The organism is Kitasatospora sp. NPDC038210 (assembly GCF_055600605.1).
Genome location: NZ_JBVJYK010000038.1, coordinates 1 through 14,126 on the forward strand (window position 1 = coordinate 1; position 14,126 = coordinate 14,126).

At 75.4% G+C, this 14,126-nt stretch carries 12 protein-coding genes, 1 rRNA gene and 1 pseudogene; 11 read left to right on the top strand and 3 right to left on the bottom strand.

The features are described 5' to 3' along the window. From rrf to ACZ7KX_RS39140, 3 genes and pseudogenes are all read left to right on the top strand, one after another. Window positions 1-91, top strand: a 5S ribosomal RNA gene (rrf, locus tag ACZ7KX_RS39130); the annotation flags it as partial. A 322-nt stretch (window positions 92-413) separates the two neighbouring features. Continuing rightward, window positions 414-1,781 (top strand): annotated as a pseudogene (locus tag ACZ7KX_RS39135) (hypothetical protein); the annotation flags it as partial. Between the two features lie 63 nt (window positions 1,782-1,844). Then, window positions 1,845-2,735, top strand: coding sequence for a tetratricopeptide repeat protein (locus tag ACZ7KX_RS39140; protein WP_470330737.1), 891 nt, complete (start codon window positions 1,845-1,847; stop codon window positions 2,733-2,735). A 119-nt stretch (window positions 2,736-2,854) separates the two neighbouring features. On the opposite strand, the gene ACZ7KX_RS39145 is transcribed toward ACZ7KX_RS39140, so the two are convergent. Beyond that, the gene (locus ACZ7KX_RS39145) at window positions 2,855-4,225 is read right to left on the bottom strand and encodes a DUF1015 family protein (protein ID WP_402804932.1); all 1,371 of its coding nucleotides are present in this window, start codon (window positions 4,223-4,225) and stop codon (window positions 2,855-2,857) included. A 92-nt stretch (window positions 4,226-4,317) separates the two neighbouring features. Between ACZ7KX_RS39145 and ACZ7KX_RS39150 the strand changes: the two genes are divergently transcribed. Both ACZ7KX_RS39150 and ACZ7KX_RS39155 read left to right on the top strand, forming a co-directional pair. Further along, a complete protein-coding gene (locus ACZ7KX_RS39150; RefSeq protein WP_470330707.1) occupies window positions 4,318-4,905 on the top strand; it encodes a tetratricopeptide repeat protein in 588 nt (195 codons plus the stop codon). Between the two features lie 186 nt (window positions 4,906-5,091). Beyond that, window positions 5,092-6,129 (top strand): HAD-IIA family hydrolase, encoded by a 1,038-nt coding sequence (locus tag ACZ7KX_RS39155; RefSeq protein ID WP_470330708.1) that lies wholly within the window; start codon window positions 5,092-5,094, stop codon window positions 6,127-6,129. 58 nt (window positions 6,130-6,187) lie between these two features. On the opposite strand, the gene ACZ7KX_RS39160 is transcribed toward ACZ7KX_RS39155, so the two are convergent. After that, window positions 6,188-6,535 carry an SCP2 sterol-binding domain-containing protein gene (locus tag ACZ7KX_RS39160; RefSeq protein WP_470330709.1) on the bottom strand — a complete coding sequence of 116 codons (348 nt, stop codon included), beginning with the start codon at window positions 6,533-6,535 and terminating at the stop codon, window positions 6,188-6,190. A 177-nt stretch (window positions 6,536-6,712) separates the two neighbouring features. On the opposite strand from ACZ7KX_RS39160, the gene ACZ7KX_RS39165 reads away from it, so the two are divergent. The 4 genes from ACZ7KX_RS39165 to ACZ7KX_RS39180 all read left to right on the top strand — a co-directional run bounded on the left by ACZ7KX_RS39165 (window position 6,713) and on the right by ACZ7KX_RS39180 (window position 9,702). After that, the gene (locus ACZ7KX_RS39165; RefSeq protein ID WP_470330710.1) at window positions 6,713-7,654 is read left to right on the top strand and encodes a hypothetical protein; all 942 of its coding nucleotides are present in this window, start codon (window positions 6,713-6,715) and stop codon (window positions 7,652-7,654) included. After that, entirely contained in the window at window positions 7,638-7,862 is a 225-nt protein-coding gene (locus tag ACZ7KX_RS39170; RefSeq protein WP_470330711.1) for a hypothetical protein, read from the top strand. The genes ACZ7KX_RS39165 and ACZ7KX_RS39170 overlap by 17 nt, the downstream gene beginning before the upstream one ends. Before the next feature lie 36 nt (window positions 7,863-7,898). Next, window positions 7,899-8,705, top strand: coding sequence for a TlyA family RNA methyltransferase (locus ACZ7KX_RS39175; RefSeq protein WP_350523518.1), 807 nt, complete (start codon window positions 7,899-7,901; stop codon window positions 8,703-8,705). A gap of 91 nt (window positions 8,706-8,796) precedes the next feature. Further along, window positions 8,797-9,702 carry an NAD kinase gene (locus ACZ7KX_RS39180; RefSeq protein WP_350523507.1) on the top strand — a complete coding sequence of 302 codons (906 nt, stop codon included), beginning with the start codon at window positions 8,797-8,799 and terminating at the stop codon, window positions 9,700-9,702. 57 nt (window positions 9,703-9,759) lie between these two features. On the opposite strand, the gene yczR is transcribed toward ACZ7KX_RS39180, so the two are convergent. Continuing rightward, window positions 9,760-11,277 (bottom strand): MocR-like transcription factor YczR, encoded by a 1,518-nt coding sequence (gene yczR, locus ACZ7KX_RS39185; protein WP_470330712.1) that lies wholly within the window; start codon window positions 11,275-11,277, stop codon window positions 9,760-9,762. Window positions 11,278-11,406: 129 nt separating this feature from the next. On the opposite strand from yczR, the gene yczE reads away from it, so the two are divergent. Together yczE and recN are read left to right on the top strand one after the other, a co-directional pair. Continuing rightward, a complete protein-coding gene (gene yczE, locus ACZ7KX_RS39190; RefSeq protein WP_470330713.1) occupies window positions 11,407-12,129 on the top strand; it encodes a membrane protein YczE in 723 nt (240 codons plus the stop codon). 82 nt (window positions 12,130-12,211) lie between these two features. Next, on the top strand, window positions 12,212-13,969 hold the full coding sequence (gene recN, locus ACZ7KX_RS39195) for a DNA repair protein RecN (protein WP_470330714.1): 1,758 nt from the start codon (window positions 12,212-12,214) through the stop codon (window positions 13,967-13,969). Window positions 13,970-14,126 lie beyond the last annotated feature (157 nt).

The window sequence follows — 14,126 nt, forward strand, 5'->3', positions numbered from 1 at the left end:
GCCCGGTTACATTCCGAACCCGGAAGCTAAGCCTCACAGCGCCGATGGTACTGCAGGGGGGACCCTGTGGGAGAGTAGGACGCCGCCGAACAATTATTCAAGGCCGCGGCCCCAGCGACTCGCTGGGGCCGCGGCCTTTTTGTGTTTTGCGAACGTGAAGAAGTCCGGCAGAACGGGACTTCCGCCCAGACGCGGAGGGTCCTGACATGCCGGACAATGGAGAAGGTGCGCGGGCCAGGAGGCCGGCGCCGAAACCGCGTGACGGCAGCGGGAGTTGCACGCACGGCCCACGCGGTGAAGCTGAAGCAGCAGAAGGAGTCACCACGATGTCGAACCAGCCCCAGGACCGTCCCGAGCGTCGATCGGACGACGGCCGAGGCTACGAGCCCCGGTCGCGTGGGGGCTGGTCGAACGACCGTGGCGCCTCCCGCCGCGACGACCGCCCCTCCGGCGGCGGCTACCGCCGCGACGACCGCCCGGGTGGCTACCGTCGCGATGACCGCGACGACCGTCCGCGTCGTGACGACCGTCCCTCCGGTGGTTACGGCCGTGACCGTGACGACCGCGGTGGCGAGCGTGGCGGCTTCCGCCGCGACGACCGCCCCTCCGGCGGTGGCTTCAACCGTGACCGTGGCGACCGTCCGTCGGGCGGCTTCAACCGCGACCGTGACGACCGTGGTGGCGACCGCGGCTTCCGTCGCGACGACCGGCCGGCCGGTGGCGGCTACCGCCGTGACGACCGTCCGTCGGGCGGCTTCAACCGCGACCGCGATGACCGCGGTGGCGACCGCGGCGGCTTCCGCCGCGACGACCGGCCGTCGGGTGGCTTCCGTCGGGACGACCGCCCGGGCGGCTTCAACCGCGACCGCGACGACCGTCCGCGTCGTGACGACCGTCCCTCCGGTGGGTACGGCCGTGACCGTGACGACCGCGGTGGTGACCGTGGCGGCTTCCGCCGCGACGACCGCCCCTCCGGCGGTGGCTTCAACCGTGACCGTGGCGACCGCCCGTCCGGCGGTGGCTTCAACCGTGACCGTGGTGACCGTCCGTCGGGTGGCTTCAACCGCGACCGTGACGACCGTGGTGGCGACCGCGGCTTCCGTCGTGACGACCGTCCGGCTGGCGGCTTCAACCGCGACCGCGATGACCGCGGTGGTGACCGTGGCGGCTTCCGCCGGGATGACCGTCCGGCTGGCGGTGGTTTCAACCGTGACCGTGGCGACCGCCCGGGCGGCTTCAACCGCGACCGCGATGACCGTCCGCGTCGTGACGACCGTCCCTCCGGTGGGTACGGCCGTGACCGCGACGACCGCGGTGGCGACCGTGGCGGCTTCCGCCGCGACGACCGCCCCTCCGGCGGCTTCAACCGCGACCGCGGCGACCGTCCGTCGGGCGGTTTCCGTCGGGACGACCGCCCGAGTGGCTTCAACCGTGACCGTGATGACCGCGGTGGCGAGCGTGGCGGCTTCCGTCGCGACGACCGTCCCTCCGGCGGTTACGGCCGTGACCGCGACGACCGCGGTGGCGACCGTGGCGGCTTCCGTCGCGACGACCGCCCCTCCGGCGGCTTCAACCGCGACCGCGGCGACCGTCCCTCCGGTGGTTACGGCCGTGACCGTGACGACCGCGGTGGTGACCGTGGCGGCTTCCGCCGCGACGACCGGGGTGGCGAGCGCGGCGGCTTCCGCCGTGACGACCGCCAGGGTGGTGGCTACCGCCGCGGCGGCGACGACCGCCGCGACGACCGGGACCGTCGGGACTACGACGACCGCCGTGGCAACTACGAGCCCGTCAAGCGCCTGCCGATCCCGGAGGACGTCACCGGCTTCGAGCTGGACGCGGACGTGCGCCAGGAGCTCAAGAGCCTGCCCAAGACCCTCGCGGACGATGTCGCCCGCAACCTGGTGATGGTGGCCCGCCTGCTCGACGGCGAGGCCGAGGAGGCCTACCAGTACTCGCGCGTCGCGCTCCGTCTGGCGTCCCGCGTGGCCGCCGTCCGTGAGGCGGCCGGTTTCGCCTCGTACATGACGCAGCGTTACTCCGAGGCGCTGACCGAGTTCCGCGCCGCCCGTCGGATGACCGGCCGGGCGGACCTGTGGCCGGTGATGGCCGACTGCGAGCGTGGTCTGGGCCGTCCGGAGCGGGCGCTGGCCATGGCCGGCGAGCCCGAGGTGAAGCAGCTGGACAAGGCCGGCCAGGTGGAGATGCGCCTGGTGGCGGCCGGTGCCCGCAGCGACATGGAGCAGTTCGACGCCGCCGTGGTGACCCTGCAGAGCCCGGAGCTGGCCTCCAGCTCCGTGCAGCCGTGGACCGCGCGCCTGCGGTACGCCTACGCCGAGGCGCTGATCGCGGCCGGCCGTGGCGACGAGGCCCGTGACTGGTTCGCCAAGGCGGCCGAGGCCGACACCGACGGCACCACCAACGCCTCGGAGCGGCTCGCCGAGATCGACGGCGTGGAGTTCACCGACGCGCTCGACCCGGAGCTGGCCGAGGAGGAGGCCGAGCAGGCCGAGGCCCCGGCGAAGAAGCGCACCGGCGACGTCGCCGACGACCGCGTGATCTTCGAGGACGAGGAGGACGTCGAGGAGTTCTACGACGAGGACGACCTCGAAATCGACGAGGACTTCGACGGCGTGGTGCCCGAGCGCGCCAAGGACGTCGCGTCCGCGGACGCCGAGGCTGACGACGCCAAGGCCGAGGACGTCAAGGCCGACGAGGCCGACGCCAAGAGCTGAGCGATCGCGTAACGCCGTGAGGCCCTGCCGTTCCCGGACTTCCCGGGGTACGGCAGGGCCTCACGGCGTCCGGGCCCGTGACACCGCGCGGCGAAGCGCGGGGACGGCCCGGCGCGGGGTCAGCCCAGCGTGAGGTTGCGCAGCACCAGTCCGGTGGCCGGCTTGGGCCCGAAGGAGGTGGACTTGCGCGGCATGGTGACGCCCTGCTCGGCCAGTCGGCGCACCACGCTCTCCCGGACCGGGTGCAGCAGGACGGCGGTGCCGCCGGTGCGCGCGGCCTCCCGTTCGGCGGCGACGGCGGTGTGCAGGTAGCCGATGTCGTCCGGACCGTCGGGGACGTGCCAGGTGCGGTCGAGCAGGGTGGAGTGCAGGACGGTGGCGTCCAGGTGGCGCCACTCCTCCGGCCGGTCGCGCGGCACGGTGGCGTCCAGCAGCGACTCGTCGGGCTCGCCGAGCAGCCAGTAGACGCCGTCGCCACCCGTCAGCACGAAGCCGTTGCCGCCGTGGCGTTTCTGCTCGGCGAGTGCCTGGAGCGCGGCGGGCAGCGGGCCCGGGACCTCCTTGACCTTCCAGTGGTCGCCGAGCTTCTCCAGCGCCTCGGCCACCGGCAGCCGGTAGAGCACCCGGTGGATCGCGCGGACCCGCAGCGGGTACCGGGCGGTGTCGACCAGGAGCACCATGCCGCGGTCCCAGGGGCTGCGCGGCAGGTGGCGGTGCTCGCGCTGGAGGCGCAGGTACATCTCCCAGCGGTGGTGGCCGTCGGCGATCAGCGCCCGGCAGGTCGCCAGGTCGCGGCCGATCTCGGCGATGTCGGCCCGGTCGGTGACGGCCCACAGCCGGTGGTGGGTGCCGTCGCTGGTGGCGGTGGAGATCAGCGGCTCGCCCTCGACCGTCCGCTCGATCACGCCGGAGGCGCCGCCGTCGCCCCGGTAGGTGAGCAGCAGCGGTTCGAGGTTGGCCCGGGTGGTGCGCATCAGGCCGACCCGGTCGGCGACCGGCCGGGGCATCACGTCCTCGTGGGGGAGGACGACACCGGCCTCGCGGCCGCTCACCGCGAGGGCGCCGATCAGGCCGCGCTGGAGCAGCTCGGGGGAGTCGGCGGTGGCGGGGACCCGTTGCTCGTACACGTAGATCGCGGGGGCCGGGTCGGCGGCGAGGATCCCCTCGCGCTGCCAGGCGGCCAGCAGCCGCGCGGCGTGCCGGTACCGGGTGTCGCGGTCGGGGCGGTCGCCGGCGTCCTCGGGCTCGGGCCTGGGCAGGATCAGCCGGACCACGTTGTGCGGGTCGGCGGTCTCCAGGTCGAGCCGACGGCCCGGGTCGACCACGTCGTACGGCGGGGACGTCACCGCGGCCAGGGCGCCGACCCGGTCGGGGACGTAGCGCAGGCCGCGGAAGGGGGACAGGGACAGGCCGGCGGTGGCGACGTGCCCGGGATCGCCGGGGCCGCCCTCGGGAGTCTCGACTCCGTCTTCTGCACTGGGTGTGCTCATTCTGGGCATCGTAACCGGGTACGCGTTGTTGAGAGATCGGAACACCCGTGCCGACTCGTGGGGCGGGTGTGCGACCGAGGGCGAGGTACCGCATGGACGACGGGCAGGAACGGGTGGACGGCGGCGGTCCGACCGGGTCGGGCGGGCCGGTCGGCGGGGTGCCGCCGCAGAGCCGGTCCGGGGAGCCCGCAGGGGACGTGTACGACTGGTTCCGCCGCGGCGCGCAGCTGCTGGCGCAGGGCCATCCGGCGGCCGCCGAGCAGCTGCTGGCCAGAGCGGTGGCGGCCGAGCCGCACTCCCGCAGCATCCGGGAGGCCCTGGCCCGGGCCCAGTTCGACGCGGGTTCGTACGCCGCCGCGCTGGAGAACTTCCGGGCGGTGGCGCTGGCCGACCCGTCGGACGACTACGCTCAGTTCGGGTGGGGGGTCGCGGCAGCCCGGCTGGGTGACTTCGAGACCTCCGCCGAGCACCTGGCGCTCGCCGTGGCGATGCGGCCGGAGACCGACCACTACCGGGCGGCCCTGCGGCAGACCCGGGCGACGCTGGCGGCCCGGGCCGGTGCGTACGGCCCGCTGCTGCCGGGGGCTCCCGGGTACCTGGCGCCCCCGCCCGGGGAGGCGGACCGGCCCGGGGGCGAGCCGGACGGCACCGCCGGCGACGTCCGACCGGCCGACGGCTGACCGACCGGCGCAGGGCCGACGGATGCCGGGTCGGTGAGTGCCGGGTCGACTGGCGCCGGGCCTCCCGTGGGGCCCGACGTACCCGGTGCCGGTGGGCGCGGCGTCGCACAGCGTGGTGCGGCGGCGAGGTGTACGACGTGATCACGACGCAGTGAACGACGACGCAGTGAATGAGGTAGCGCAGCCATGACCGATTCGGCCACCCCCGTGCGACGGACCGCCCCCGGCGGCAGCGAGCGGCCGCTGACCGAGGCCTACGACACGGCGCTGCTGGACCTGGACGGCGTGGTCTACGCGGGCGCCCGGGCGATCGAGCACGCGGTGTCCGCCCTGGACGCCGCCCGGACGGCCGGGATGCGGCTGGCCTACGTGACCAACAACGCCTCCCGCCCGCCGCGGGTGGTGGCCGAGCACCTGACCGAGCTGGGCGTGCCGGCCGAGCCGACGGACGTGATCAACTCGGCGCAGGCGGCCGCCCGGGTCGTCGCCGAGAAGGTCCCGGCCGGGGCGAAGGTGCTGGTCGTGGGCGGCCTCGGGCTGGAGGAGGCGCTGGCCGACCTGGGGCTGGTCGCGGTCCGCTCGCTGGCCGACGAGCCGCTCGCGGTGGTCCAGGGCTTCGACCCCTCGGTGGGGTGGGCGGACCTGGCGGAGGCCTCGTACGCGGTGCAGAGCGGGCTGCCATGGGTGGCGTCCAACCTGGACCTGACGGTGCCGCGGGCCCGAGGCATCGCGCCGGGCAACGGCACGCTGGTCGCGGCGGTGCGGGCGGCGACCGGGGTGGAGCCGGAGGTGGCGGGCAAGCCGCTGCCGCCGATGCACCGGGAGACCGTGCTGCGCACCGGCGCGAAGCGGCCGCTGGTGGTCGGGGACCGGCTGGACACCGACATCGAGGGCGCCTTCAACGGCGGGGTGGACAGCCTGCTGGTCTTCACCGGGGTGACCACCCCCGAGCTGCTGCTGGCGGCCCCGGTCGAACACCGGCCGACCTACCTGGCGGCCGACCTGCGCGGGCTCCTGGTCCCGCACGCGTCGGTGACGGCCGAGGCCGGCGGCTTCGCGTGCGGCGGCCGGGTCGCGGGCGTGGAGGGCGGCGCCCTGCGGCTGACCGGGTCGGGCGACCGTTGGGACGGTCTGCGGGCGCTGTGCGCGGCGGCGTGGGCGGCGCTGGACGCGGACGGTGAGCCGGTGGACGGGCGGAAGGCCCTGGCCGAGCTGGGCTTCTGAGGTCCGCCGGGGCCCGGTGGTCCCGGCTCCTGCGGAACGGGGCGGGCCGGGGCCGGCGTCAGAGGAGGGTGCGCAGCCGCAGCAGGTCGCGGAAGCCGGCCTCCAGCCGGACCCGGCCGCCGGCCCAGGCGGCGGCGAAGTTGAGGCGGCCGTCGACCATCGCGACCAGGTCGTCGCTGCTCATGGTGAGCCGGATCTCGGCCTTCTCGGCGGGCGGGCCGGGCGTGGTGACCACGTCCTGGATCCGGCCGTCGCGCAGCCGCCCGGTGAAGGTCAGGTCCAGGTCGGTGATCCGGCAGCTGAGCGACCGGTCGAGGGACGCGGCCTTGCGGACGTTGCCGGTGGACTGCGACATGTTCCGGCTGAGCTGTTCCAGGGCCTCCCGGCACTCCTCGACGTTGGCCATGGGCGGCGGCTCCCTCCCCCGGTCGCTACGGTGCTGACTGCGGGCCACGGTACCTCAGCGGGGTTTTGGCGGTAGCGTCGTCCGTGGGGTGCCCGGAACGGCCCGGGTACTGAGGGCGACGGAGCGACGCGAAGGCGATTGGGAGGCACCCGGATGCTGCCGAGGACGGTTCGGGGAGTGGTGGAGACCGCCGCCGGGGTGGTCGAGGAGGTGGGCAAGCGGGTCGTCGTGACGGCCGCCTCGATGCTGGAGAAGGCCGGGGTCGACGTCACGGAGGTCGAACGCCGGCTGGGCGGGGAGTTCCCGCCGTCGGCGAAGACGCTGCAGACGCTGGCGGGGGAGGCGGTCACCGCCGGGCTGGCCGGGGTCGACCTGGCGGTCGGGGTGGCGCGCAACGAGGCGGAGAAGGTCTTCGAGAAGGTCGGCGACCAGGTCACCAAGGTCGGCGTGGTGCTGGCGTACCTGGAGAGCAAGCTGCGCGAGGTCGAGGAGGAGACCCCGGCGGCGCCCGGCGAGGGTGCGTACGGCTCGGAGGAACGGGTGCCGGCGCCGCGGGCGGACGACCTGTTCGGGCGCGGCTGGGAGTACGAGGACGAACCGTCCGGCCGGTCGGCGGGCGAGCCGATAATCGCCGAACGGGTGGAGGTGGACGCGCCGGTCGAGGTCGACCCGCCGGTCCCGCCGGCCGCGCGGTTCTCGCCGACGCCGCCGGAGTCGAAGGAGCAGGCGCAGAAGGCTCCCGCGAAGAAGGCGGCGGTGAAGAAGGCGGCGGTGAAGAAGGCGGCGGTGAAGAAGGCGGCGGTGAAGAAGGCCGCGGCGAAGAAGGCCGCCCCGGCCGGGGGCAGCGCCGCCGAGAAGACGGCGACGCCCGGGACGGCGGCCGGGAAGGCCGCGGCCGAGAAGGCGGCTGCCACGCCCGCGAAGCCCGCCAAGCCCGCCAAGGCTGCGAAGGCTGCCAAGAAGACCACGACGGTCAAGAAGACCGCCACCGCCGGGCGCGGCACCGCCGCCGAGCAGTCGGCCGCGCAGCCCAAGGCACCGGCGAAGCGCACGGCGACCAGGAAGACCACCGTCCGCAAGGCCACCAGCGTGAAGAAGCCCGATGCCCGGGACGAGTGAGCCCGTCGCGGCACCCGGGGGCACCGGGCCGGCACCGGGGGCGGAGCCGCTCGGCGTCGACCTGCAGCCCACCGGCCATCCCGTGGTGGACGCCGCACTCGCCCGGTTGGAGGCTCTGGACGGGGCCCCCGCCGAGGCGCACGTCGCGGTGTACGAAGATGTTCACCAGCGGCTGGCCGACACACTGGCCGCGCTCGACCAGGAATGACCCGCGGGACCCGTAGGAGCTGAAACACCAGTGGCAGTGGCACGACGCCGACTCGACGCGGAGCTGGTCCGCCGCAAGCTGGCCCGGTCGCGTGAGCACGCGTCCGAGTTGATCGCGGCCGGCCGGGTGACCGTCGGCGGCACCACCGCGACCAAGCCGGCCACCCAGGTGGAGACCTCGGCGGCGGTCGTGGTGGCCAAGGACGAGAACGACCCCGACTACGTCTCGCGCGGGGGCCACAAGCTCGCCGGGGCGTTCGCCGCCTTCGTGCCGCAGGGCCTGGTGGTCGAGGGCCGCCGGGCGCTGGACGCCGGCGCGTCCACCGGCGGGTTCACCGACGTGCTGCTGCGCGCCGGGGCGGCCCGCGTGCTGGCGGTGGACGTCGGGTACGGGCAGCTCGCCTGGTCGCTGCAGAGCGACGAGCGGGTCACCGTGATGGACCGCACCAATGTGCGCGAGCTGACCCTGGACCTCATCGGCGGCACCCCCGTGGACCTCGTGGTGGGCGACCTGTCGTTCATCTCGCTGGGCCTGGTGCTCCCGGCGCTCGCCTCCTGCGCGGCCGAGGACGCCGACCTGGTGCTGATGGTCAAGCCGCAGTTCGAGATCGGCAAGGAGCGCCTGGGCAGCGGCGGGGTGGTGCGCAGCCCGGAGCTGCGCGCGGAGATGGTGCGCCAGGTCGCCGGGCAGGCGTGGGAGCTCGGGCTGGGCGTTCGCGCCGTCACTGCGAGCCCCCTGCCGGGACCGTCGGGCAACGTGGAGTACTTCCTGTGGCTGCGGCGGGACGCCCCGCAGCTGGACCCCGCGGACGCGGACCGGGCCGTGGCGGAGGGGCCCCGGTAGGGTGCTCAGCGGACGTCCGGCCCGTCATGCTGTATGGCGGCCGCACCGGGGCCATGAGAGACCCGGCAGGCGTGAGGGAGAGGGCAGCGGCATGAGCGATGAAGAACGTACGGTCTTCCTGATCGCGCACACCGGCCGGGAGGCGGCGCTGCGCAGCGTCGAGGGCCTGGTGCACGGGCTGCTGAAGTCCGGGCTCCGGATCAGACTGCTGGAGGCCGAGGCGGTCGACCTGGACCTGCCGGACGGCGTCGAGAAGGTGGCCGAGGGCCCCGGCGCGGCGGACGGCTGCGAGCTGATCCTGGTGGCCGGCGGGGACGGGACGCTGCTGCGCGGGGCCGAGCTGGCGCGCTCGCACGGGCTGCCGATGCTCGGGATCAACCTGGGCCGGGTGGGCTTCCTCGCCGAGGCCGAGCGGGACGACCTGGCCGTGGTGGTCGAGCGGGTGGTCGACGCGGACTACGAGGTCGAGGAGCGGATGACGATCGACGTCATCGTCCGCACCAACGGCGACGTGGTGCACGAGGACTGGGCGTTGAACGAGGCCTCGATCGAGAAGGCGTCCCGGGAGCGGATGCTGGAGGTGGTGACCGAGGTGGACGGCCGCCCGGTCTCCAACTTCGGCTGCGACGGCGTGGTGTGCGCCACGCCGACCGGCTCCACCGCGTACGCGTTCTCCGGCGGCGGGCCGGTGGTGTGGCCCGAGGTGGAGGCGCTGCTGATGGTGCCGATCTCGGCGCACGCGCTGTTCGCCCGCCCGCTGGTGACCTCGCCCGAGTCGGTGCTGGCCGTCGAGGTGCAGCCGAAGACCCCGCACGGCGTGCTCTGGTGCGACGGGCGGCGCTCGGTCGAACTGCCCGCCGGGGCACGGGTGGAGGTCCGCCGGGGCCGGACCCCGGTGCGGCTGGCCAGACTGCACCGGGCGCCGTTCACCGACCGGCTGGTCGCCAAGTTCGCGCTGCCGGTGACGGGTTGGCGCGGCCGGGCGAACCACCACTAGGAGCGCACGGCCGGACCGCACCGCCGGTCCGGCTCCGGCCCGGCCGCGGACGGTCCGTCAGACCGCCAGCGGCTGGGCCTCGTCGGTCGGGCCGAGCCGCCCGCCCGCCGCCGCGCGGGCGGCGACCGCGGCCAGGCGGCCGACGGCGGCCGGCACGGTCGCGGCGGGCACGGTGAGCGGGATCCGGATGTGGTGCTCGAACGCGCCGTCCGAGCCGAAGCGGTTGCCCGAGGCGACCCGCACCCCGCCGTGCTCCCCGGCCTGCGCCAGCGCCGCGCCGGACAGGCCGGCGGTGGAGACCCACAGCGCGAGCCCGCCGGTCGGCATCGGGAAGCTCCAGTCCGGCAGCTGCTCCGGCAGCGCGGCGGCGAAGGCGTGCGCGGTGGCCCGCAGCCGTGCCAGCTGGTGCGCCCGTACGGCGGGCAGCGGCTCGCCCAGCAGTTCGGCGGCGATCAGCTGGTCCAGCACCGGGGTGCCGACGTCGCTGTAGACCCGCTCGCCGGCCAGCCGGCGCACCAGCGCGGGCGCGGCCCGGACCCAGCCGATCCGCAGGCCGCCCCACAGGAGCTTGCCGGCCGAGCCGACGGTGACCACCTGGGCGGACCGGTCCAGCGCCGCCACCGGGCGCGGCAGCGGCCCGGACTCCGGTACGCCCCAACCGAGTTCGGCGGTGGTCTCGTCGACCAGCACGATGCTCCCGGCGGCCCGGGCGGCGGCCAGCAGCTCGCGGCGCTGCTCCTCGCCGATCAGCGCGCCGGTCGGGTTGTGGAAGTCCGGGATCACGTAGGCGAGCCTGGGCGCGGCGCCGCGCAGCACCCGCTGCCACTCCTCCGCGTCCCACCGCGGTGCCGGCCCGCCGTCCGGCCCCGGGCGGTACGCGAAGGGCACCGGGACCAGGCGGGCGCTGGAGAGCCGCAGCGCCTGCAGCGTGTGCGCGTAGCTGGGCGCCTCGACGGCGACCCGGTCGCCGCGGCCCACCAGCACCCGCTGGACCAGGTGCAGGCCGCCCATCGCGCCGGTGGTGATCAGGATCTGGTCGGGCGTGGTCGCCAGTCCGCGCTCGGTGTAGCGGCGGGCGACGGCCTCGCGCAGCACCGGGACGCCGGTGGGGTAGTGGCCGTGCCCGGAGGCGTAGTACGGCAGCTGTTCGACGGCCCGGGCGGCGGCGGCGCCGAACCAGGGCTGCGGGGCGGGCGGGGCGGCGACGCCGAGGTCCAGGGTGCGGCCCTGCTCGTCCGGCGGGACGGGGTGCAGGGCGTCACCGGGCGGCGGGGCGCCCTCGGGCAGGGCGGTCCAGCTGCCCGCGCCGCGCCGGCTGTGCAGGTAGCCGTCGCCGCGCAGCGTCTCGTACGCGGTGGCGACGGTGGTGCGACTCAGCTCCAGGGCGGTGGCCAGCTCGCGCTCGGCGGGCAGGCGGGCGCCGACCGGCAGCCGGCCCTCGGTGACCAGCAGCCGGATCTGCCCGGCGAGGGTGCGGTAGGCGGGCCGGCGGGCGGTGGCCGGTTCGGGGAGCCGGGCGGTGGCGAGCAGCCGGGCCAGCGCGGGCGGGGTGACGGTGGTGTGCCAGTCGGCCATGGATATCAGTCCACTTGCTCGGGATTGGCCCTGTAGTGGGCCGTTTTGGCTCGTCCATCATGGCAGGGTGGCCGCACCGGCCGCCACCGCCGGGCGGACCGGGGGTGCAGCACCACCGCAGGAGCACCAGTGGCCACGTCGACCACGCCCCGACCGGGCACGCCCGTACCGACGACCGGAGAACCCGCCGGGGACAGCAGCCTCGCGGCCCGCGTCCTCGGCGACACCCACGGCCTGGGCCGCCGGGTCCCGCAACTGTTCGCCGGCCTCGCCCTGTACGGCGCGAGCATGGCGCTGATGCTCCGCTCCGGCCTCGGCCTCGACCCCTGGGACGTCCTCCACCAGGGCCTGCAGCGCAGCATCGGCCTCTCGGTCGGGGCCTGGGTGACGATCTGCGGCGCCCTGGTGCTGCTGCTGTGGATACCGCTGCGCCAGCGTCCGGGGCCGGGCACCGTCGCCAACGTGCTGGTGATCGGCGCGGCGATGGACCTCACCCTGCGGGTCGTCGACGGTTTCGCGGCCCTGCCCGTGCGGATCGCCGTGATGGCCGGCGCGATCGTGCTCAACGGCCTGGCCAGCGGCCTCTACATCGGCGCCCGCCTCGGCCCCGGCCCGCGGGACGGACTGATGACCGGCCTGCACCGGCGCACCGGCCGCTCGCTGCGGCTGATCCGCACCGGCATCGAGCTGACCGTCCTGGCCGTCGGCCTGCTGCTCGGCGGCACCGCCGGGATCGGCACGGTCGCGTACGCGCTGGCCATAGGCCCCCTGGTGCAGGTCTTCCTTCCCCTGTGCACCGCACGTGCGACCGCACCTGTGACCGCGCCCACAGCCGGGCCACAGCCCGCGTGAAACCGCCGGAAGGGGTGAACTTCGGGGCACGGAGTTGCCGCGCGCCGTTGTCGCTCGTCGCGCGCCGGGGGCGGAACCTCGTATGGTCGTCTCCGTGTTGGACGAGATGCGGATACGGGATCTTGGGGTCATCGACGACGCGGTGGTCGAACTGGCCCCCGGCTTCACCGCCGTGACCGGTGAGACCGGCGCGGGCAAGACCATGGTCGTCACCAGCCTCGGCCTGCTGCTCGGCGGGCGCGCCGACCCGGGCCTGGTGCGCAACGGCACCGGACGGGCCGTCGTCGAGGGCCGGCTGGAACTGCCCGCCGACTCCCCGGTGGCGGCCCGGGCCGTCGAGGCCGGAGCGGAACTGGACGACGGAGCCCTGCTGATCAGCCGGACCGTCTCCGCCGAGGGCCGCTCCCGGGCGCACGTCGGCGGGCGGGCCGTGCCGGTCGGGCTGCTCGCCGAACTCGGCGAGGACCTGATCGCCGTGCACGGCCAGACCGACCAGCAGCGCCTGCTGCGCCCGGCCCGCCAACGCGGCGCGCTGGACCGGTACGCGGGCGAGGCGGTCGCCGAGCCGCTGGCCCGCTACCGGGAGACCTACCGCACCCTGCGCGAGGTCTCCGCGACCCTGGAGGAGCTGACCACCCGGGCCCGCGAGCGCGCCCAGGAGGCCGACCTGCTGCGCTTCGGCCTGGACGAGATCGCCGCCGCCGAGCCGGTGGGCGGCGAGGACGCCGAGCTCGCGGCCGAGGCCGAGCGGCTCGGCCACGCCGACGCGCTGTCCTCCGCCGCCGCCCTCGCGCACGCCGCACTGGCCGGCGACCCGGCCGACCCGGAGGCCCTGGACGCGGGCACCCTGCTCGGGCAGTCCCGCCGCGCCCTGGAGGCCGTGCGCCACCACGACGAGCGCCTGGCCGCCCTCGCCGACCGGCTCAACGAGGTCGGCTACCTGCTCGCCGACGTGGCCGGCGACCTGGCCGGCTACGCGGACGACCTGGACGCCGACCCGGTGCGCCTGGCCGCCGTCGAGGACCGCCGGGCCGTGCTCGCCCAGCTGCTGCGCAAGTACGGCGGCGAGGAGAACACCCTCGCCGAGGTGATCGCCTGGGCCGAGGCCGGGGCCGTACGGCTCGCCGAACTCGACGGCGACGACGACCGGATCGACGAGCTCGGCGCCCGCGAGACCGAACTGCGGGCCGAGCTGGCCGAGCTCGCGGCCGAGGTGTCGGCCGCCCGGCAGGCTGCGGCCGGGCGCTTCGCCGCGGCCGTGTCCGCCGAACTCGCCGAACTGGCCATGCCGCACGCCCGGGTGACCTTCTCGATCAGCCAGGTCGACGACCTCGGCGGGATCGAGGTCGGCGGCCGCACCGTCGCGTACGGCCCGCACGGCGTGGACGAGGTCGAGGTGCTGCTCGCCCCGCACCCGGGCGCCCAGCCCCGCCCGATCGCCAAGGGCGCCTCCGGCGGTGAGCTGTCCCGGGTCATGCTCGCCGTCGAGGTGGTCTTCGCGGGCGCCGACCCCGTCCCGACCTACCTGTTCGACGAGGTGGACGCGGGCGTCGGCGGCAAGGCCGCGGTCGAGATCGGCCGCCGGCTGGCCAAGCTGGCCGAGTCCGCCCAGGTCGTGGTGGTCACCCACCTCCCGCAGGTCGCCGCGTTCGCGGACCGGCACCTCGTGGTGGAGAAGACCAACGACGGCACCGTGACCCGCAGCGGGGTCAAGGTGCTGAACGACGAGGAGCGGGTGCGCGAACTCTCCCGGATGCTGGCGGGCCTGGAGGACTCGGAGCTGGGCCGTGCCCACGCCGAGGAACTGCTGGCCGCCGCCCGGGCTCCGCGCCACCGGTAGCCGGCGCCGACGGCCCCCCGGACCGCCGGCGACGCGCCCCGGTGGCGCCGACTGTCCAAGAGGGCCGCCGACCTGGCATGGTGGCCGCTGGACACTGGCTTCCCAGCCCCGAGCGCCGCCCGGCGGGCAATCCTCGCGAAGCGGCGCGCGAACCTGA